Genomic DNA, 18,240 nt, shown 5'->3' with positions numbered 1-18,240 from the left:
GGCGTTTCCTCTCGTCAGCCAACTGCCGTGGGGGGTCAGCACGTTGGGCAGCGGTGACACACCGCCAACGGTCTGGACCAAGCGAGGCTACGGGCGCTTTGCCGAGCATGTCCATACCAATGCAGGACAACGCGACACCCCCCGGCACCGACCGCACCCCCCATGCGAAAGTGGCCCGATGAAGACCATCGGGTTGATCGGCGGCATGAGCTGGGAGTCCACCGCCGAGTACTACCGGCTGCTGAACGAGCTGACGCGCGACCGGCTGGGCGGGCTGCACTCGTCCAAGTGCGTGCTCTATTCCGTGGACTTCGCGGAGATCGAGCGCCTGCAGACCGAGGGGCGCTGGGACGAGGCCGGCGCGATTCTGGCCGAGGCCGCCAAGGCACTGGAAGCCGCGGGGGCGGACCTGCTACTGATGTGCACCAACACCATGCACAAGATCGCCGACCAGGTGTCCGCCGCGGTCGGCCGCCCGCTCCTGCATCTCGCCGACACCACGGCGGACGCCGTCCACGCGAAGGGGCTACGCCGCGTCGGACTGCTCGGGACCGCCTTCACCATGGAACAGGACTTCTACCGCGGCCGCCTGGCGAGCCGCGGCCTCGACGTCCTGGTCCCGGATGCGGCCGGACGCCGGACCGTGCACCGCGTGATCTACGAGGAGCTGTGCCTCGGCATCGTCAACGAGGCGTCCCGCGACTCCTACGCCTCGGTCATCGACGACCTCGTGACCGCCGGCGCCGAAGGCATCATCCTCGGCTGCACCGAAATCGAACTGCTCATCAGGCCGGAGGACAGTCCGGTCCCCATCTTCCCGACGACGCGGCTGCACGCCGAGGCCGCCGTGACCCTGGCGCTCACCCCGCCCCACTGACGCCCCGTACACCCCTATAACGCCTCGAAGTTACGCAACTCGCCACCGTCAACTCCCCCCATTTCACCCACATTTATCTTTACTCCAGGTTTGAAGTTGTCGCGGGTACTCTGACGTGGTGTCTCGTAACGAGTTAGAACGCCTGGCCAAGATCCGGATGCAGATCACCGGAGAGTCCCTCGAACGCGCCCTGGCCGTCCTCCGTGGAGACACCACCGAACCCGCCCCCGACACCGATCCCGGCCCCGGTCCCACCTCGGAAGCGGAACCCGAGCTCCCACCTGCCCCCGCCCCGGCGGACGCGGGCAACGCGACCGCCGCACCCGACACATCCCCCGACCGGCCCGAACCCCCCGACCCCCCGGACGGCACCCATCCCCGGCGCCCCCACCTCCGGGGCCTGTGACGTCGGACGCCCCCGCACCGCCCAACCCGATCCGGCCTACCGGACCCGCAGCACACGACCCGAGGAGCAGCACTGCTCTCCCCCTACCAAGAGCAGCTGCGCCGGCGGTTCCTCTCCGCCCCAGTCACGGCCGCCCCGGCCCCCTGGCGGCCCGTCGGGAACGGGCTGATTCCGGTCGGCGGTCTGCTCGGCATCGGTTTCGCCGTGGCCCCCGGCAGCGGCCGGGAACTGGTCATGGTGGTCTCCACCGCCGGCCACGGCCTCTTCGACGCCCTCACCGGCGACAAGATCGCCCGGGACCGCGACCCCGACCCCGAGACGAGCACCCCGGACGAGGCCCCCGATCTCTCGTGCCCCGGATTCGGACCGCTCGCCGGCATCCGCGTCCCGATCGCCGGCCTCTTCGGAGGCGGCTTGCACACCACAACCGCCGGTGGCTGGCAACTGGAAGTGGTCGCCCCGGAATGGCCCCACGACCGCGTCCTGCTCTCATCGGACGGCGGCATGCCCCACAACGGGCCGCACGGCGAACGCTGGTGGCATGTCTTCGACGCCAACTACTCTGAGCTGCGTGCCGCCGGATTCTCCCCCTCCGGCCGCACCCTCGCCGTCGCCACCAGCAGCGACCTCACCCTCTGGACCCGAGCCCCGCTCAGCGCCGGCCCCACAGGCACCACCCACACCGACGGAAGGACCGACGGCGCGAGGGCCGCCACCCGCAGCCCCGACGCCGACACCCCCTGCTCATGACACGCGCCGGCCTCGCCACCCCGCTCAGTGCCGCCTGCGCAGGGGGCAGCACGTTCGCCACACAACGAGGCATCGGCACCACGCACAGCAACCCCCGCCCCGCCCCACCCGGGGCCGGCCGATCACGGGCTCAGCGGTCGCGCCAGCAGCGGCGTACGGGGAACCTGATGCCCCCCGCTGGCCAGCATGCGAACCTCACCCCGGTCGCTGATCTCCGCCCGTACGATCCCCGACTCATCCTCGTAGACCGGATACCCGCCCGCTCCCGCCTGGTCGGTACGCCGGACGATCACCACATCGTCTTCGACGGCGGGGGCCTGAAATACCAGCTCATAGCGTTCCGGGTAATCCATCGGGGCCTCCCGATACTGCTCTGCGGGTACTCCCCGGGGCGCCGCGCCTCCTGCCGCCGCTGCCGCGCGCCACTGCGCCCCGGCCCTTCCATCGTCGCTCAGGCCCGCGTGCCGCGCCTGAGGAGAACCGGTCGCCGAGCCAGGACGGGCAGCGCAGCAGCCCCTGCGCACCGTCCCGACCGGCAGGCATGCCCAGCCCCCGCCTGGCTGTCGCGGCCGGGCTCTCCGCCGTCGCTCAGCCCCCCATCCTTGACCGCTCAACCAGACGCGCCACGGGTCAGGGTGCCCGGCGCCCGGATCCACGACCGGTTGCCTGGCGAACCCGAACGACCGGAGCGCCGAAAATCCCTTGGCCCCCTCACCCGCGATACGCGAACGTCGACCGCGACAACCTTCGACGACTCCCCGGGGAGCCCCACATGACCGATGCAGCGCACACACTCCCCGAGACAGGCGAAGCGCCTGACCCTCTGGTCCGACTGATCGCCGAGCGCGCCTGCGAACGCCTGATCATCGAGTTCGTCCACCGCCTCGACCTCGGAGAACCGAGTTCGGTGGCCGATCTGTTCACCGCCGACGGCCTCTGGGAATGGCCGTACGGCGACCGCCGCATCACGGGGCGCGAAGCACTGCGCGAGTACTTCGGCTCCCGCCCGGCGGACCGTCTGTCCCGCCGCCTGATGAGCAACATCCTGGTCACCGTCACGTCCCCCACGATGGCGACCGCGACCTCCTACCTCACGACCTACCGCGTCGACGGCCATGTCGAAGGCATGGTCCCGTCGCGGCTCCCCACCAACGTGGGCCACTACGAGGACACCTTCCGCAAGGTCGACGGCACCTGGCTCCTCGCCACCCGCAGGACGTTCCTGGCCTTCGGCTCCGGCACCGAACGCCTGACGCCGCCACCTGCCCGCTGACAGCCCGCGAACGCCCCGCACCCCACCCGGCCGCCCGCCACGCAGTGACGCGCAGAGAGCCCCACTTCCCCTCCCCCACAACGCACTTCACGCCATCGCCGTCCCCCCGCTATCGCCGCCCTCTCCCCCTGCGTCATCCGAAGTACCGGTGAAGCCCCGCTCCCGTGCGCTGTCACGGGAGCGGGGCGGGTCCGAGAAGCGCCAGCAGCTCGGATAGATACGGGGACCACCGTACGGGGGACCACTGACAACGAGCCTGCGCCATACGACGGTCCGGACCCCGAGCCCGAGGCGTACGACAATCCGCCGGGGCAGGGCGGTCGCGCAGACCCCGGCCAGGGCGGCGACGGCTCCCGGCGCGGGCGCAACGGGCCGCGCACCCTCAGCCCCGATCGGATTTCCGGCGACGCCACCCGTTCGAGGTAATGTCGCGGGCGATCAGCACCGCGCCTCCGGGAATCCGGTCAACCGCCGCTTGCACCACGGGCGTTCGGCAGGCACATCCTCCGACGACCGGTCCGACGTCGTAAGAGCGGGGCGAGGAATCGGGAGAGGGAATGCGAACGAGAGCGGGAGAGGAAGAAGGAGGGGCCATGGCAGGGAACCGTCGCTTCTCACTGGCGACCGTGGCCGTGGACTGTGCCGACGCCCACACACTGGCGGACTTCTATCGGCGGCTCCTGGGCTGGGAGGTGACACTCAGCGAAACGGACTGGGTGCTGCTCACGTCTCCGGGGGGAGGCACCGGGCTCTCGTTCCAGTCCGAAGCCGGGTATCGGCCGCCGGTGTGGCCCGAGCAGGGCGGCGAACAGCAGAAGATGCTGCATCTCGACATCCGGGTCGACGACCTCGACGAGGGCGAGGCGTTCGCGGTCGCCGCGGGAGCGAAACGGGCGGAATTCCAGCCACAGGACGATGTCCGGGTGCTCCTCGACCCGGCAGGTCATCCCTTCTGCCTGTTCCTCCGCTGACGGCTCCCGCACTGATCAGCAGCACACGGGCGGACGGGGGGCCGTGGTCGGCGCGTCGTCTGGTGCAACCGGGTCCAGGTGGGCGGCGGCCGGATCACGAGGGGGGCCGTTGACGCCTGGGGAGCGGCCGGACAGAGTGGTGACCGCGGAGCGTGTGGGACTGGACACACGCGGGCAACAGGGGGAGCGCGAGTCGCTGACGGTCGTTGCTGGTCAGCGAGTTGAGGTGGGGTCGGGGCGATCTTCGGAGAGGGCTGGGTGGGGATATGGCTGACGCGCGGGGAGATGCGTTGTCGGTGGCTGCCCCTAGCATGTCTCACATGTCCCCAACTCCTCCCGCTCCTACGGGTGTGCCCGTTCCTGCCTCCGAAGCCAACGACTCGATCCGGCGTTTTGTGCGCGCCCGGCGTGACCTGGCGTGGACGGCGCAGGACATGGCGGAGTATGCGGTGCTGTTGGAGATCTGGACGGTAGCGGTGCGCGCTGAGGTCTCGGAGGTCGTCGAGGCGGCCTGAGGGCGCTCGTTCCGACCACCGGATCGCCGGCATGGTGCGGCCTGGCCTGCGAGGTCGGCAGCGGCTCGCCGTCGCCGGGGGCGTCCGCCGGGCTCCGGCGAAACTCGGTTGCCGATCCCCGCGAGCGCGCCGAGAATCGGTGGCATGGGGGATGTGCTGACCGCAGATCAGATCGAACAGTTCGTCACGAACGGCTTTGTCCGGCTACCGGAGGCCTTCCCGCGCTCACTCGCGAACGAGTGCCGGGCGTTCCTGTGGCGCGAGACCGGGCTCGACCCGGACGACCCGGCGTCCTGGACCGAGCCCGTGGTCAGGCTCGAAGGCTACGCGAACGAGCCGTTCCAGCGGGCGGCCACCACCGAGCGCCTGCACGGCGCCTTCGACCAACTCGTCGGCCCGGGCCGCTGGGTACCACGTGTCGGGCTCGGCACGTTCCCCATCCGCTTCCCGCACCCGGCCGACCCTGGCGACGCCGGATGGCACATGGACGGCAGCTACACCCCCGAAGGGGAGTCGGGGTACTGGCTCAACCTCACCTCCCGCGGCCGTGCCCTGCTGATGCTGTTCCTCTTCTCCGACGTCGACGACGAGACCGCCCCGACCAGAATCAAGGTCGGCTCCCATCTCGACGTCCCGTCGTTCCTGCAGCCCGCGGGTGAGTCAGGTATGGATCTCTTCTCCCTCTGCACGGCGATGGACGAGGCGGGCCAACTCGACGCGCCGCATCGGCCGCTGGCGCTCGCCACCGGACAGGCCGGTGACGTCTACCTCTGCCACCCGTTCCTGATCCACGCCGCCCAGCCCCACCGCGGCACGGCGCCGCGGTTCCTGGCCCAGCCCCCACTGATACCGACCGGCCCGCTCGACCTGGACCGCAGCGACGGCACCCACTCCCCTGTGGAGCGCGCGGTCCGCCTGGGCCTGGGCCTGACCTAGCCACCTCAACGGCCTCCCGCACACCCCCACCGCACACTCGGGACCATGGCACTCTCCTCGCCACAGGTCACGAGACCGCACCCGCAGCACCGCCCCACCCCGCCCCACGACCCACCGACCGCCACGTCCGATTCCCGCCAGTCAGCGCGCCCGAAAGCCCGCACACTCGAAGAAAGCCCAGGTGACGCACGACCAAGGACACGACATGACCGCCCACCACAGCACTACCACGGCCACCACGGCCACCACGGCCACCACGGCCAAGCCCACCGCCGCCGCTGCTGCTCCCGCCACCACCCGCTACACCACCCTGGACAGCCCCCTCGGTGAGCTGCTGCTCGTCGGCGTGGACTCCCCCACCGCCCCCGGCGGCATCGCCCTGACCTCGCTCTCCATGCCCGGACAGCGCGGCGCCGCCGCCGTACGACCACAGTGGCACCACACTCCCCGGCCTTTCGCCGAGGCCATCCGGCAGCTCCGCGCCTACTTCGCCGGCGGGCTCACCCGCTTCGACCTGGAGTACCGCACCAACGGCACCGCCTTCCAGGAACGCATCTGGCAGGCGCTGGAGGACATCCCGTACGGGACCACGACCACATACGGTCGGCTCGCCGGCACCGTCGGCGTACGGCAAGCGGACGTTCGCGCGCTGGCCACCGCGATCGGGGCGAACCCCTTGCTCCTGCTGCGCCCCTGCCATCGCGTGATCGGCGCCGACGGCACCATGCGCGGCTACGCGGCAGGTGTCGAGCGGAAGGCCGCCCTGCTCACACACGAAGGCGCCCTCCCGCCCACCCTCATCTGACGCCATGCCCACCCCCATGAACGCCCCCTCGCCGGCCAGCTCCCACCGCTCCCACCACCCCACCGCCCCCTCCCCCCTCCTCCCACCCCACGAAGCGGCCACGTACGGCCCCTTCCCCTCCCCACCCCCGCACACCGATGCCGAACTGGACGCACTACTCGGCCTGTTGACAGCTACCCCACACACCTCCACCGCCACCCCTCACCGCAGCACGCCCCCCACCCCGGCCACCGTCACCGTCGGACACAGCCGGGACGCGGCATCACATTCCGCTGCGGCAGCATTCGCCAAGGCATGGCGTAAGACGGGCCGCACCGTCCTCGCCGTGGTCGACTGGCCGGAACATGCCGCGTCCTGGCTGCGCCCCGCCCATCGCTTCACCGCCGGACAGCCGGACGCCTGGGTGGTTGCCGCGGCGCCACTGGGCTGGGCCCAGATGAGCCGCCGACTCCACCACAGCACCGACTGGGAACCGGCCCGGACCTTCGGCTTCGCGTCTCTCGGCCACTCCCGACTCGCCGCCCTGGCCGGCCCCCCAACGCGGGAGGGCATGCGTGGCGCCACGGCAGGCGGCGGCACCTGGGCCATCGCCCGCGGCTGGGTGACCACCACGACGCGACACGAAACGCCCCCAGTACATGAAGCACCCCCCGGTATATGAAGCACCCCCGGTACACAAAGCAATCCCCGATACACGAAGCCCCCCACCCCGCCCCACCACCCATCACTCCATCCCATGGCACCCTGAAAGAACAGAATGGCCCCGCCACGGCACCTGCCCCAGGCCCAGGCCCTGATCCAGGTCCAGACGCGTCCCCACCCCCCATCCGCCCCGAGGCAGGTCAGCAGCACATGAGCACCCCACTCCCCGGCTTCGAGGACTTCGGGCAGCTCAAGGGGCCTGACGCACCGCCGTCACATCCGCGCACGCGACCCGAGGGGCGACCGAACGACCAACCAGCAAGCGCCGAGCACCTCACCCCCGCCCAAGAATTCCCCCGTCGAGAACTCGCCCCCGGTGCCGTCCACCTCCCCGGCTGGCTGTCCCTCGCCGAGCAGCGCGAGCTGGTCACGGCCTGCCGCAGCTGGGCGCGCGGCCCGGCCCCCATCCGGCACACAAGACTCCCGCGCGGCGGCGTGATGTCCGTCCAGACGGTGTGCATCGGCTGGCACTGGCAGCCGTACGCATACACCCGCACCGCGGACGACGTGAACGGCGCCCGGGTCGCCGAATTCCCGGACTGGATGGTCGTGTTGGGCCGCCGCGCCCTCGTCGACGCCTATCAGGATGCCGCTGCCGGCGACGCGTACGCCCCCGACACCGCGCTGATCAACTTCTACGACGCCCAGGCGAAGCTCGGCATGCACCAGGACAAAGAGGAACGCTCCAGCGCGCCGGTCGTCTCGCTCAGTATCGGCGACACCTGCGTCTTCCGCTTCGGCAACACCGAGACGCGCACGCAGCCGTACACCGACATCGAACTGACATCAGGCGACCTGTTCGTCTTCGGTGGACCGTCCCGCTTCGCATACCACGGCGTTCCCAAGGTCTATCCGGGCACCGGCGACCCGGCGACCGGCCTGAACTCGGGTCGCCTCAACATCACCATGCGCGTCACCGGCCTCAGCTGATCGCCACCGGCACCGGTCACCGTCCACCGGCCTCAAGCGGCAGACTGGACGCATGTGCCGCAGCATCAAGACCCTCCGCCCACCCACCACGCCCGCCGTGACCGACGAGGACATCCGCGCCGCCGCCTTGCAGTACGTCCGCAAGGTCTCCGGATTCCGCGCCCCGGCGGCCCACAACCGCGAGGTATTCGACCACGCCGTGGACGCCATCGCCGCAGCGACGCACGACCTCCTCAACGGCCTCCAGGTCCGCGGCACGACCCCCACTAGCCAAGACTGACCCGGCCCGGCCCCACCACACGGTCCACCCGCCCGGACGTCCAGCAGTCCAGCAGGGTGTTGCACCACGAACCCACCACACACCTAGCTCCCACCACTACTGAAGTTGAATGCGTGATGTCGGTGTCGACAAGGTCAGTCGTTCATGTCCAGGCCGGCCTGGATGAGGCAGGCCGTGAGGGTAGTTGGAAAACGGGTGCGCCCGATATGTGCGGGCGCCTCTACCGGCTGAGGCCGGACAGTCCGCGGGGTCTTGCGCAGCCGACCCATCGGGCGGGTGTGTGCCTCAGCACCGTGCACCCAGGCACACACCCGTCCCGGACTTGTCTACGTCAGCGCTGGTCGGGGAGCCAGTTGCCGTGGAAGCCGACGGGGACACGGCGTGGCAGGTGGATGGTGGCGGTGGGTGGCGCGGTCAGGTCGTCGGCGTCGAGTATGACCAGGTCGCTTCGGTCGGTGGCGGCGTCGTAGACGTAGGTCATCAGCCAGCCCGAGCTTCCGGGAGCACTGTTCGCGGGGACGAAAGTGGCTTCGCCCGGGGTGCGCCCTGCCGCGAAGGAGTGGCTGACTGTCGTGCCGGAGTGCAGGTCGTAGCGGTGGATCGCGCCCTGGCAGTCGGAACCTTCGGGAGATCTGAGGGTAGTGGCGTAACCGTAGCGGGCGGGGAGGCCCGCGAGGCGGTCGTCGATGCGGGGGAATTCTGCTCGGCGATCGTCGAGCTGCTCCTCGCGCACGGTTCCGGTGGCCAGGTCGATCGTCCATCGCCAGAGGGATCCATGGCCGTTGACGTCCACGTTCTCGCCCACATGGTCGTAGCGGATGGCGTACAAGGTCAGGCGCTGTCCGTCGGCGTCCTCGTGGGCGTTGAGCGTGTGGAAGACGTAGCAAGGAGCGATGTCGAACCAGCGCACCGGGCCGTAGGGGTCCTCTCGGTTCAGGACACCCAGGCGCGCGCCGTAGTCGGGGGTCCAGGTGTAGGGCAGGCCACGGTCGCCGGCCACCGCCTTGGGCAGGTCGAAGACCATCGGCAGGTCCATGAAGACGACGTGGCGGGAGGTGAGGTGGAAATCGTGCATCAGCGTTGGTGCGCCGACGTCCACGGGCCGGCTGACCGTCAGCTCTCCCTGTGCGTCGGCACGGTGGTAGGTCAGTGGGGTCTCGTCCGGTCCCGCACCGTAGCCGAAGAAGTGCAGCTCACCGGTGGTGGCACAGGTCTTGGGATGGGCGGTCATCGGGGTGTGGAGCCGGCCGTGGAAGTCGTAGGCGCCGATGGTGGCCAGCTCGTTGCCCCTGCGCATGTCCAGCTGGTAGGGGAAGGAGGATTCGATCAGGGCGAGGGTACGTCCGGCATGGCGGACGACGTGGGTGTTGGCGACGCCTGCGAGGAGGTCGCGCTTGCCCTGTGCGTCACGGAGTTCGGCGCCGCGCGTCAAGATGGCGGTCTGAACCCAGCGGTTGCGGTAGGAGGCGGCCCGGCCGGCCTCCAGGCGCACGCCGTGGACCATTCCGTCGCCCAGCCACCAGTGTGCGGAGGTGGCCTGGTGGGGATTGGGTCCGTTGCGCAGGTACCAGCCGGTCAGCTCGGGCGGGATCGCGCCGGTGACCTGCAGTTCAGTGACGGTCAGTTCGTCCTGGACGGGGGCGAAGGCGCCCAGCAGATGGGGAACGGTGGTCATGGTTGACTCCAAGCTGTGTGTGGACGGGACTGTGTGAGGTGCCGGGGACGGTCGGGGCGTTGAGAGTGGGGGAAGTCCGGCGGGACGACGAGTGCGCGTCGGTGCCGCCGGCCGTTGGTCAGTGCGCCGCCGCGGGCTGGGCAGTGGCCGCCGGGCCCGCCGGGAGGGGAATGCGGTGCAGCCCTCGTCGGTCGTAGAAGCGGGCGACGGCGAAGCCGAACAGGGCGGCCGCCACCAGGGCGATGCCCATCGCGGACCACGCGCGGGCGAGACCGGCGTCGGCTCGGGCGTCGTAGTAGAGGATCGAGCGCATGCCGCCGGCGATCTGCCGCAGCGGCTCGAACTCCGCAAGCGTGCGGAAGAAGCCGGGGAGTGCCTGCAGCGGCACGGTCGCGCCGGAGGTGGGGACGGCCATGGCGATGAAGATGAGGGTTAGCAGCAGCATGCCCGGTGTGCCGAACGCGGCGAGGAGTGAGAGGCCACCGATGCCGACGACGGCGATCGTCGCGACCGAGTAGAGCCACAGCAGGCCGAGGTGGGAGGCGTCCATGCCGAGCACGCCGACGGTGGTGGTCTCGACCAGCGAACCCATGAGGACGGAGAGCCCTGCCATGAGCACGATGCCCGTCGCGAGCGTGCGGGTGCGGCTGGTGTGCTGGACGGGCATGCGCTGGCGGAACGGTCCGATGTCGTTGTGCAGGTAGCCGAGGGCGGTGTCGACCTGGGAGTTGATGACGTTGGCGCCGAGCATCCCGCAGACGACCAGGACGAGGGAGTAGTAGAAGGCGGAGAGTCCCAGGCCGCTGTGCGTGCCCAGCGGGTGGCCGTCGGCGACCTGAACGGTGACCGGGTCGGCGAGCAGGAGTTCGGCGGCGGGCGGCAGTGTGGCGCCCTGCTTTCCTGCCTGGCCGAGGAGTTGGGCGCCGATCCGGGTGGACGCGGCGTGGGCGGCCTGCTGGGCAGCCTGGCTGGCCATGGATGAACCGATGCTGCCGGCGGACTGGTTGGTGAGCACGCTGAGGACCGGGCGTGCGGGGCTCTGCGAGGTGCCGGGGACGGTCAGGGCGGTGAGGGTGGAGGTGAAGTCCGGCGGGACGACGAGTGCCCCGAACACCTTGCCCTGGCCGATGAGTTGATCGGCTTCCTGGCGGGTCATCGGCTGCCAGGCGATGGCGTGGTTACCGGTGGAGTGCTCGATCCCGGTAGCAATCTGGTCCCCGAGGTTGAGGTGCGTGCCGCTGGCGTCCGCGCCCTGGTCGCTGTTGACCAGGGCGATGGGCAGGTCGCGCAGATGCCCCCTCGGGTTGAGGTTGCCGCCGACGTAGAGCAGCGCGAAGGCGGTGGCGACGATGGCCAGGATGAGGCCGGAGCCTGTCCACAGGCGTGGGCTGCGGAGCACGGACGACGGGGGGCGAGCGGGCATGGTGCGTTCCTTGGTGGGATGGGATGGCTGGGGCTCAGTGATTGGCGGGCGCTGGTGCGAGTCCGTCGGCGACGAGTCCGGCGTGGACCGCCTCGCCGAGGGCGTGGACGGCGGACTGCGGGCGGACCATGACCGTGAACTCCTTGATCCGGCCGTCGTCGGCGAAGTGCAGCAGGTCGATGCCGTGGATCTGCCTGCCGCCCGCTGTGGCGCGGAAGAGCAGGACGGCCGAGGGTGCGTCGGCGGGGGTGTTGGCGCTGGTCTGCGCGGTGCCGGTGTAGTCGCCGACGTAGCGGAAGTCCTGGAAGGTCCGCAGCAGGACCCCGAACAGGCCCAGCACCATCGGCTTGCCCTCGAAGGGCGTGAACTTCACGGGGCTGTAGAAGCGGACGTCGTCGGTGAACAGGTCGTCCAGCGCGGCGAGGTCACGGGCGTCGACGGCGGCGCGGAAGCGGTCGGCGGTGGCCATGATGCACCCTCCTGACTCATGGAGACTAGTCATGAATCTGACTAGTCATTTTCAGGAGTATCATAGGGAGGTGTGTCCGGCAAACAGGGGTGAGTGAAGGAGTTCGACCGATGGCGCTACGGCACGCCGTTCTGGCCGCCCTGCTCGACGGCGAGACCAACGGCTACGAGCTGGCCAAGACCTTCGGCCTCGGCGTGGCGAACTTCTGGTACGCCCAGCCGCAGCAGCTGTACGCCGAGCTGACCCGGCTGGAGAAGGACGGGCTGATCACCGGGCGGGAGATCGTCCAGGACAACCGCCCCAACAAGCGAGTCTTCCGCGTCACGGACGCCGGCCTCGCCGAACTCGACGACTTCGCCGAAGCCTCCGCCAAGCCGTCCTTCGTCCGCGACGACCTGCTGGTCAAGGTCCAGGCCGCCGACCACGTCGACCCGGTGGTGCTGATCGCCCAGCTCGACGAACGGGCCACCTTCGCCCAGGCCAAGATCGACCTGTTCGAGCAGATGCTGCAAACCATGCGCGGCGAGCGCACGGAGGAGGAGTTCCTGCGCGACGGCGACCGCATCGGCCCGTACCTGACCTGCCTGCGCGGCCTCGCCTTCGAACGGGGCAACCGCGACTGGTGCCGCAACACGATCACGACCCTGCGCCATCGGCAGGCTGCCCGTGCCCAGCGGTGACAGCCCTCCGCTTCGTGTACTGCTGAGCTTGATCCGGTGGTGCCAGTCAGCCGTCCATGATCAGGCCGGTGGCGGCGAGGCAGCCGTCAACCAGGTCCGGACGGCACTGGATCTGTTTGAGCCGGTGCTTCACGGCCCAGGTGATCTGGTCGAGGCATGCTGCGGCGAGGTCGCCGATGTCGCGCTTGACCAGGAACCAGACGCCCTCCTGCGGGTTCAGGTCCGGGGCGTAGGTGGGCAGCTGGAACACGGTGAGCCAGCCAGAGTTCGCCTCGACGAACTCCCGCAGCGACTTGGTCAGGTGCCAGGCGCACGTTGTCCCATACCAGCACGATCGGACCACCGAGCCGGATGCGGGCGCGCACCAACAGGTCGCGAAAGTCACGCCAGCCGAAGCCCTTCGGCTGGCCCTTGCGGCCGTTGTACTCACGGACGGAGTAGATCAGCCGGGACCGCCCGCCCGGTTTTTTCGCAGGTCATGCCTGCCATCGACACCCGGCCCGAACCTCGTCCGCGCACACGGACAACCGGGGTCTGGCCGATCCCGCCCCAGGTTCCGGCACGCGGCGGCGTCATCGACTGCCCAGCTTCGTCCTCGAAGACGATCCAGCCGTTGCACGCCGCCGCGGCGCTCTTACCCGCGACCACACATCCCTCTTCCACAGTTCCGCGCTCGCGCCAGGCCCGGCGCCACCGCACCACCGACCGCTCGCTCACCCGCAGCGCGACAGCGATCTCCCGGTTTTCTTCCCGCTCTCAAAGCGTTCCACCGTCAGCAGCCACACCCGCTCCCGTGCGGCCCTCTCGGCCTCGGTCAACCCGCCGCCCTGCGCGTACCTCACAGTCCAGGGCTACCGGAACCGGCCCACCGCTGTCCGGCGAACGAATCCGACATCACCCAATCAAGTTCAGTAGCGCCGACAGAATTTCAAGCACGGGCCGCAAAGTTCAACGGCCACCGCCGGCACCCACTCCCCATTCACCACTCCCCCTTCACCACTCCACCCACGCCTGCACCGGCAGATGATCGCTCGCAAACTGCCCCTGCACGGAGAACGTGTTGATCGCGGCCCGCCGCGTACGCACCGTCGGCGAGGTGAGAATCCAATCGACTCGGTCGCCGCCGGGCACCAGCGGCCGGTAGCCGTGAAAAGTGCCGTACTGTGCGCTCCGTTCATCGGCCGTATCCCAGCTGTCCAGGAGCGAGCCACCGCCGAGCATCGCCTCGTATACGGGATTCTTGTGCGCCGCAACGTTGAAATCCCCGGTCACGATGCGGGGCAGCGAGGGGTCCAGCACCCCCAGCCGTTCTTTGATCAGAGCAGCCGACCGCTCCCGCGAATACTGCACCGCATGATCAAGGTGCGTATTGAGCGCATAGAATTCCCCGCCGCCGCTGCCACCTCTCCGAAGATCCCGGAAGCGCACCCAGGTCGCCATCCGAATAACCTTGTTTCCCCACGTCGTCGACCCGATCAGATAGGGCGTGTCCGACAGCCAGAAATGGTCGTACTCCACCGGCGCGAGTCGCCGTACGTCGTAGAAGATCGCCGCGAACTCATCCCGGCTCCCGCCACCCCGGCCCGTACCCACCCATTCGTAATGCGGCCCGAGATCCTCCGCGATATCACGCAGCTGCCCGTACAGCCCCTCCTGCGTCCCCAGGAGTTGCGGAGCCTCCCGGCGCAAGAGGCTCCGCATCACGGGTCGGCGCTCGGCCCAGGAATGTGGACGGGAATCCGACGCGTACCGCAGATTGAAGGTCATCACCCGCAGCCCGCGTCCGCGACCGACGGCGTACGCGGCCTCACTTCCGTACGCCGCCACAGGCCCCGCGACTGCCGTGCCGGCCACGGCACGCATCGCGAAACGCCGACTCAAGGGCCGCGCGAAAGCCCCTTCACCAGCCCCTTCTCCCTCTCCCCCCTCACCGGGTGCGCCGGAACCGGTCGAGGAGGCCGTACAGGAACCCGAATCGGTGAAGCAAGGACAGCGGCCGTCAGGACACGGCTCCGCGCCGAATTCCGTCACCAAAGGAGCGAGACCGTTCACAGCGACTCCTGTCATCCCGACAACCATCACCACGCAGCGTCTCGAACCCGGAAGGAATCATCAACTACCGGAAAGCTCCTCGCACATGAACTACCGCGAAACCCTCACTCGGATCAATCCACTCCGATGACCTCCACGCCACGGACACACTCCCCCTCTTCCTCCCAACCACTCCAGCTCCCCCTTCCCCTTGCCCCTTCCTCGTCCCCCTCCCCCGTCGGCCTATCGGCCAGCCGCCGGTCCCTGCCATTCCGCATGCCGAATCCGAGCGATCTCCCGTACGTCACCCAGCGTCCCCCACTCGTCCTTCCCAAGCCGCGACAAAGGCTGCAGCTTGGTGACCTCGGGATGTCCGTCGACCAGCACATCCTGCGACACCGCGGCATGCACCACCCGTCCGAACACCACGGTCCCGTCACCGATCCGGACCGTACTGTGCAGCTCGCACTCCAATGCCACCGGCGAAGCGGCAACCCGCGGCGGCTTGACCCGAAGACTGGGCTCGGATTCGATTCCCGCCGCCTCGAACTCGCTCACGCCATGCGGAAAATCCGTACCCGTGTCATTGACCTGCGCAAAAAGCCCCTGCGGCGTGAAGTTCACCACGAACTCACCGGTGGCCTCGACATTCCGCAGGGTGTCCTTACGCCCCACAGAACTGAACTGAACAACGGGCGGCGAAACACTGGCGATGCTGAAGAAGGAGTGCGGGGCAAGATTCGCAGAAACGCCATACGGGTCGATGGTTGACACCCAGGCGATGGGCCGCGGGACCACCACCGCGGTCAACAGCTTGTAGAACTCGTTACGGGACAGCTCAGCAGGGTCAAAGTCGATGCGCATGGCGATCAGTATCCACCCGCGGAGCGGCGGATTCTACGGAGGATCCACGGCACCGCCAAACTGCGAAGTTCGACAGAAAGTGCCCGGTATCGGAACACCGAGCACCAGGAGCCGACACCGTGCCACCAACCACCGCCCTCACCACCGTCTGGGAGGACTTCGAGTCCCCGCCCACGCCCGCGGCGGGCAAGTCACCCTCAACCTCTACGACCACCTTGCCTCCTACGCACCCAAGCGCCCCGGCGCCTACCTCCGCATCTCCTCCGACCGCTTCCGCCTGGAAGCCGGCGTCGACCGCCAGATGGAAGACGCCCAGGACACCCGCTCACGGCTGCACTGGGGCCCGTTCGCCAAGATCTACAAGGAGAACGACACCTCAGCCTGTCAAGCCCCGGGTTTCGTGGAGAGGGAGTTAGCTGGTTTTCTGGAGTGACGCAGGGGGTTCGGCCGCGTAGTAGGCGGCCTCGTGTTCGGCAGGAGTGTCGTGGCCGGGCTCGCCATGCAGGCGTCTCTGGTTGAACCAGTCGACGTACTCGGCGACGGCGATCTCGACGTCGTTGATGGACGCCCAGGGGCCCTTGTGGCGGATCAACTCGGCCTTGAACAGGCTGTTGAACGCCTCGGCGAGGGCGTTGTCATACGAGTCGCCCTTGGAGCCGACCGAGGCCACGGCCGCCTCCTGTTCGAGGCGTTCGGTGTAGCGAATAGCACGGTATTGAACGCCGCGGTCCGAGTGATCCGTGAGACCGGCCAGGTCGACGCCGGTGTGCCGGCGACGCCAGATCGCCATCTCCAGCGCGTCCAGCGCGAGGTCGGTGTAGAGACTGGTGGCGACCTGCCAGCCGACGACCATGCGCGAGAACACGTCGATGACGAAGGCCGCGTAGACCCAGCCGGAGAAGGTCCTGATATAGGTGATGTCAGCAACCCACAGCTGGTTCGGGGCAGTTGCGGTGAACTGGCGCTCGACCAGGTCGGCGGGACGGCTGGTCTCGGGCGCGGGCCGGGTGGTGCGCGGACTCTTGGCCCGGATCACCCCGCGAAGTCCGGCCTGACGCATGAGCCGTTCGACCGTGCAGCGGGCCACCGTGAAGTACTCGCGGACCAGGGTGGCATGGACCTTGCGGGCCCCGTAGACACCGTAGTTGTCAGCGTGGATCCGGCGTATCTCCTCGGTGAGGTGCTCGTCGCGCAGGCTGCGGGCCGAGCGCGGACGGCTGTGGGCGGCGTAGTAGGTGCTCGACGCGATCGGCGCGTCCGTCTCGGACAGGACGTCGCAGATCTGCTGGACGCCGAACGTCTCCTTGTACTGGTCGATGCAGGTGACCTTCATCGCAGTGGACGGTCCAGCTCCGCGGCGAAGAAAGCCGAGGCGGACTTCAATATCGCGTTCGCCCGCCGCAGTTCCTTCACCTCCCGCTCCAACTCCGCGATCCGCGCGGCCTCCCCACTGGTCGTCCCCGGCACGACACCATCGTCGATCTCGGCCCGCTTTACCCACCCCCGCAAAGCCTCGGGATGCACGTCCAGCTGATCGGCGATCCGCTTGATCGCACCGGCCCGGCCGACCGGGTCCTTACGGGCCTCGACCGCCAGACGCGTCGCACGCTCGCGCAGTTCGTCGGGGTACTTACGGGGAGCAGCCATGATCGGCATCCTTCCGGGTCTTGATGATCTCCATCAAACCCGGGGCGATTCGCTCGGGGTGAGGGAGGGATGCGGGGTCTAACGCGCCGCATTCGATGGCTATTTCACCCCCTGCCTTGTGCCGGACCTAGGGATCGGCTGGCTCCAGATCGGCCGACCTTACCGCCCCGGAGTGGGGTGAGCACTGGGAGTTCAGGGGGCGATGGTGTGTTCGGTGAATTGACCGCAGGGGTGGAAACCCAGGCGGCGGTAGACGGGCTTGCCCTCGGTGGACGCCTGCAGTACGGCGATGTGGTGGTGTCGTTCGCGAGCCAAGTGGAGTGCGGCGAGGGTGATGGCGGTGCCGTAGCCGCGTCGGCGATGGTAGCCAGGGTGCAGATGTTGATGACAGTGACCGGCACGGTCGCCTCGTAACGATCGGAGAGTTCGTCGTATTCGGCGGCTATGGCCGCGGGCGCTTGAGGTGGTTGATCCCGCACCTGGGCAGGTAGGGACGGTTGCGCCGGGAGGCGCAAGCCTTGTCGGCCTGTACGCGGCGCGGGCGCTTGCGAGGCCGCCCGACTCCCGGTCGGCACACCTGATCGCTTCCAACACCGGTTGAACTGCGGAGAGTCACACCGCTGGCCGGCAGTGCCCCACGATAGGCAGACGCTTGTGCCGCTGCACGACGCCGAGATGAATCTCGGCCGCCAGCCCACCCCGGCGGGGGCGGGTAGGCCCGGCAGACTGTGGAGGCGACGTTCACCGAGATCCACTTTCGCAACAGCTCCCAGCCACGCGGGACCTGCAAATTGAGCGTATACATCGAATGTATATTCGCGACATGTCCCTTGATCTTGACTCCACAGCGCTCGCCTTCGCCGAGCGAAGAGCCACCCCGGCCCCCGCCGGAGCGCACCGGTGGACGACCTGGCTGGTTTCCGGGGCGCCCGCTCTGCTGGCACTCGCACTCGGCTTGTGGGGGTTACCCCGCCAGGGCGCCATATGGCGGGACGAGGCCGCGACA

20 protein-coding genes and 2 pseudogenes are annotated in these 18,240 nt (G+C 69.0%); 13 read left to right on the top strand and 9 right to left on the bottom strand.

What is annotated here, in order from left to right; genetic code table 11:
* Positions 1-178 precede the first annotated feature (178 nt).
* From GR130_RS18360 to GR130_RS18350, 3 genes are all read left to right on the top strand, one after another.
* A complete protein-coding gene (locus GR130_RS18360; RefSeq protein ID WP_159505730.1) occupies positions 179-877 on the top strand; it encodes an aspartate/glutamate racemase family protein in 699 nt (232 codons plus the stop codon).
* Positions 878-995: 118 nt separating this feature from the next.
* Complete coding sequence (locus GR130_RS18355; protein ID WP_159505729.1) at positions 996-1,283, top strand: hypothetical protein; 288 nt, start codon at positions 996-998, stop codon at positions 1,281-1,283.
* A 72-nt stretch (positions 1,284-1,355) separates the two neighbouring features.
* Positions 1,356-2,033: a hypothetical protein gene (locus tag GR130_RS18350; protein WP_443043766.1), complete on the top strand. Its 678-nt coding sequence runs from the start codon at positions 1,356-1,358 to the stop codon at positions 2,031-2,033.
* 122 nt (positions 2,034-2,155) lie between these two features.
* On the opposite strand, the gene GR130_RS18345 is transcribed toward GR130_RS18350, so the two are convergent.
* Entirely contained in the window at positions 2,156-2,386 is a 231-nt protein-coding gene (locus GR130_RS18345; protein ID WP_159505728.1) for a DUF6296 family protein, read from the bottom strand.
* Between the two features lie 419 nt (positions 2,387-2,805).
* Here GR130_RS18345 and GR130_RS18340 point away from each other — a divergent pair, with 419 nt between their 5' ends.
* The 8 genes from GR130_RS18340 to GR130_RS18305 all read left to right on the top strand — a co-directional run bounded on the left by GR130_RS18340 (position 2,806) and on the right by GR130_RS18305 (position 8,445).
* Positions 2,806-3,306 (top strand): nuclear transport factor 2 family protein, encoded by a 501-nt coding sequence (locus GR130_RS18340; RefSeq protein WP_159505727.1) that lies wholly within the window; start codon positions 2,806-2,808, stop codon positions 3,304-3,306.
* Between the two features lie 593 nt (positions 3,307-3,899).
* Positions 3,900-4,277: a VOC family protein gene (locus GR130_RS18335; protein WP_159505726.1), complete on the top strand. Its 378-nt coding sequence runs from the start codon at positions 3,900-3,902 to the stop codon at positions 4,275-4,277.
* A gap of 320 nt (positions 4,278-4,597) precedes the next feature.
* On the top strand, positions 4,598-4,792 hold the full coding sequence (locus GR130_RS18330; protein WP_159505725.1) for a hypothetical protein: 195 nt from the start codon (positions 4,598-4,600) through the stop codon (positions 4,790-4,792).
* A 144-nt stretch (positions 4,793-4,936) separates the two neighbouring features.
* On the top strand, positions 4,937-5,728 hold the full coding sequence (locus GR130_RS18325; protein WP_159505724.1) for a phytanoyl-CoA dioxygenase family protein: 792 nt from the start codon (positions 4,937-4,939) through the stop codon (positions 5,726-5,728).
* Positions 5,729-5,909: 181 nt separating this feature from the next.
* Positions 5,910-6,533: a methylated-DNA--[protein]-cysteine S-methyltransferase gene (locus tag GR130_RS18320; protein WP_236573162.1), complete on the top strand. Its 624-nt coding sequence runs from the start codon at positions 5,910-5,912 to the stop codon at positions 6,531-6,533.
* 4 nt (positions 6,534-6,537) lie between these two features.
* Positions 6,538-7,194, top strand: a complete 657-nt coding sequence (locus GR130_RS18315; protein ID WP_236573160.1) for a hypothetical protein — start codon at positions 6,538-6,540, stop codon at positions 7,192-7,194.
* 191 nt (positions 7,195-7,385) lie between these two features.
* Complete coding sequence (locus GR130_RS18310; RefSeq protein WP_236573159.1) at positions 7,386-8,165, top strand: alpha-ketoglutarate-dependent dioxygenase AlkB family protein; 780 nt, start codon at positions 7,386-7,388, stop codon at positions 8,163-8,165.
* Positions 8,166-8,217: 52 nt separating this feature from the next.
* Positions 8,218-8,445 (top strand): DUF2277 domain-containing protein, encoded by a 228-nt coding sequence (locus tag GR130_RS18305; protein ID WP_159505722.1) that lies wholly within the window; start codon positions 8,218-8,220, stop codon positions 8,443-8,445.
* 331 nt (positions 8,446-8,776) lie between these two features.
* Here the strand turns inward: GR130_RS18305 and GR130_RS18300 are convergent, their stop codons facing one another.
* The 3 genes from GR130_RS18300 to GR130_RS18290 all read right to left on the bottom strand — a co-directional run bounded on the left by GR130_RS18300 (position 8,777) and on the right by GR130_RS18290 (position 12,012).
* Positions 8,777-10,120 carry a carotenoid oxygenase family protein gene (locus GR130_RS18300; protein ID WP_159505721.1) on the bottom strand — a complete coding sequence of 448 codons (1,344 nt, stop codon included), beginning with the start codon at positions 10,118-10,120 and terminating at the stop codon, positions 8,777-8,779.
* 118 nt (positions 10,121-10,238) lie between these two features.
* Entirely contained in the window at positions 10,239-11,543 is a 1,305-nt protein-coding gene (locus GR130_RS18295) for a DUF3533 domain-containing protein (protein WP_159505720.1), read from the bottom strand.
* 34 nt (positions 11,544-11,577) lie between these two features.
* Positions 11,578-12,012, bottom strand: coding sequence for a nuclear transport factor 2 family protein (locus tag GR130_RS18290; RefSeq protein WP_159505719.1), 435 nt, complete (start codon positions 12,010-12,012; stop codon positions 11,578-11,580).
* Between the two features lie 110 nt (positions 12,013-12,122).
* Between GR130_RS18290 and GR130_RS18285 the strand changes: the two genes are divergently transcribed.
* A complete protein-coding gene (locus GR130_RS18285; RefSeq protein WP_159505718.1) occupies positions 12,123-12,692 on the top strand; it encodes a PadR family transcriptional regulator in 570 nt (189 codons plus the stop codon).
* Between the two features lie 46 nt (positions 12,693-12,738).
* On the opposite strand, the pseudogene GR130_RS41875 reads toward GR130_RS18285, so the two are convergent.
* The 3 genes and pseudogenes from GR130_RS41875 to GR130_RS18270 all read right to left on the bottom strand — a co-directional run bounded on the left by GR130_RS41875 (position 12,739) and on the right by GR130_RS18270 (position 15,587).
* A pseudogene (locus tag GR130_RS41875) lies at positions 12,739-13,534 on the bottom strand (transposase).
* Between the two features lie 151 nt (positions 13,535-13,685).
* Positions 13,686-14,555: an endonuclease/exonuclease/phosphatase family protein gene (locus GR130_RS18275; RefSeq protein WP_159505717.1), complete on the bottom strand. Its 870-nt coding sequence runs from the start codon at positions 14,553-14,555 to the stop codon at positions 13,686-13,688.
* A gap of 411 nt (positions 14,556-14,966) precedes the next feature.
* Positions 14,967-15,587 (bottom strand): flavin reductase family protein, encoded by a 621-nt coding sequence (locus GR130_RS18270; protein WP_159505716.1) that lies wholly within the window; start codon positions 15,585-15,587, stop codon positions 14,967-14,969.
* Positions 15,588-15,666: 79 nt separating this feature from the next.
* On the opposite strand from GR130_RS18270, the gene GR130_RS18265 reads away from it, so the two are divergent.
* Entirely contained in the window at positions 15,667-16,020 is a 354-nt protein-coding gene (locus tag GR130_RS18265) for a hypothetical protein (protein ID WP_159505715.1), read from the top strand.
* On the opposite strand, the gene GR130_RS18260 is transcribed toward GR130_RS18265, so the two are convergent.
* A protein-coding gene (locus GR130_RS18260) for an IS3 family transposase (RefSeq protein WP_159505714.1) occupies positions 16,000-17,234 on the bottom strand; the annotation gives its coding sequence in 2 pieces (ribosomal slippage) (positions 16,000-16,955 and positions 16,955-17,234; 1,236 coding nt in all). The genes GR130_RS18265 and GR130_RS18260 overlap by 21 nt on opposite strands.
* 192 nt (positions 17,235-17,426) lie before the next feature.
* Positions 17,427-17,623, bottom strand: a pseudogene (locus tag GR130_RS40610) (GNAT family N-acetyltransferase); the annotation flags it as partial.
* Positions 17,624-18,240: the final 617 nt, after the last annotated feature.

Origin of the sequence: Streptomyces sp. GS7 (assembly GCF_009834125.1) — a bacterium.
In the GTDB taxonomy this organism is placed as follows: Bacteria; Actinomycetota; Actinomycetes; order Streptomycetales; family Streptomycetaceae; genus Streptomyces.
The sequence above is the reverse complement of the archived record's forward strand: the minus strand, read 5'-3'. Positions and strand labels throughout refer to the sequence as shown.

Excerpts from the sequence above, each read along its gene's own strand:
- GR130_RS18285 (WP_159505718.1), top strand. The coding sequence starts at position 12,123 with ATGGCGCTACGGCACGCCGTTCTGGCCGCCCTGCTCGACGGCGAGACC.
- GR130_RS18345 (WP_159505728.1), bottom strand. The coding sequence starts at position 2,386 with ATGGATTACCCGGAACGCTATGAGCTGGTATTTCAGGCCCCCGCCGTC.
- GR130_RS18310 (WP_236573159.1), top strand. The coding sequence starts at position 7,386 with ATGAGCACCCCACTCCCCGGCTTCGAGGACTTCGGGCAGCTCAAGGGG.
- GR130_RS18305 (WP_159505722.1), top strand. The coding sequence starts at position 8,218 with ATGTGCCGCAGCATCAAGACCCTCCGCCCACCCACCACGCCCGCCGTG.
- GR130_RS18360 (WP_159505730.1), top strand. The coding sequence starts at position 179 with ATGAAGACCATCGGGTTGATCGGCGGCATGAGCTGGGAGTCCACCGCC.
- GR130_RS18330 (WP_159505725.1), top strand. The coding sequence starts at position 4,598 with ATGTCCCCAACTCCTCCCGCTCCTACGGGTGTGCCCGTTCCTGCCTCC.
- GR130_RS18340 (WP_159505727.1), top strand. The coding sequence starts at position 2,806 with ATGACCGATGCAGCGCACACACTCCCCGAGACAGGCGAAGCGCCTGAC.
- GR130_RS18275 (WP_159505717.1), bottom strand. The coding sequence starts at position 14,555 with ATGCGTGCCGTGGCCGGCACGGCAGTCGCGGGGCCTGTGGCGGCGTAC.
- GR130_RS18335 (WP_159505726.1), top strand. The coding sequence starts at position 3,900 with ATGGCAGGGAACCGTCGCTTCTCACTGGCGACCGTGGCCGTGGACTGT.
- GR130_RS18270 (WP_159505716.1), bottom strand. The coding sequence starts at position 15,587 with ATGCGCATCGACTTTGACCCTGCTGAGCTGTCCCGTAACGAGTTCTAC.
- GR130_RS18300 (WP_159505721.1), bottom strand. The coding sequence starts at position 10,120 with ATGACCACCGTTCCCCATCTGCTGGGCGCCTTCGCCCCCGTCCAGGAC.
- GR130_RS18290 (WP_159505719.1), bottom strand. The coding sequence starts at position 12,012 with ATGGCCACCGCCGACCGCTTCCGCGCCGCCGTCGACGCCCGTGACCTC.
- GR130_RS18315 (WP_236573160.1), top strand. The coding sequence starts at position 6,538 with ATGCCCACCCCCATGAACGCCCCCTCGCCGGCCAGCTCCCACCGCTCC.
- GR130_RS18325 (WP_159505724.1), top strand. The coding sequence starts at position 4,937 with ATGGGGGATGTGCTGACCGCAGATCAGATCGAACAGTTCGTCACGAAC.
- GR130_RS18295 (WP_159505720.1), bottom strand. The coding sequence starts at position 11,543 with ATGCCCGCTCGCCCCCCGTCGTCCGTGCTCCGCAGCCCACGCCTGTGG.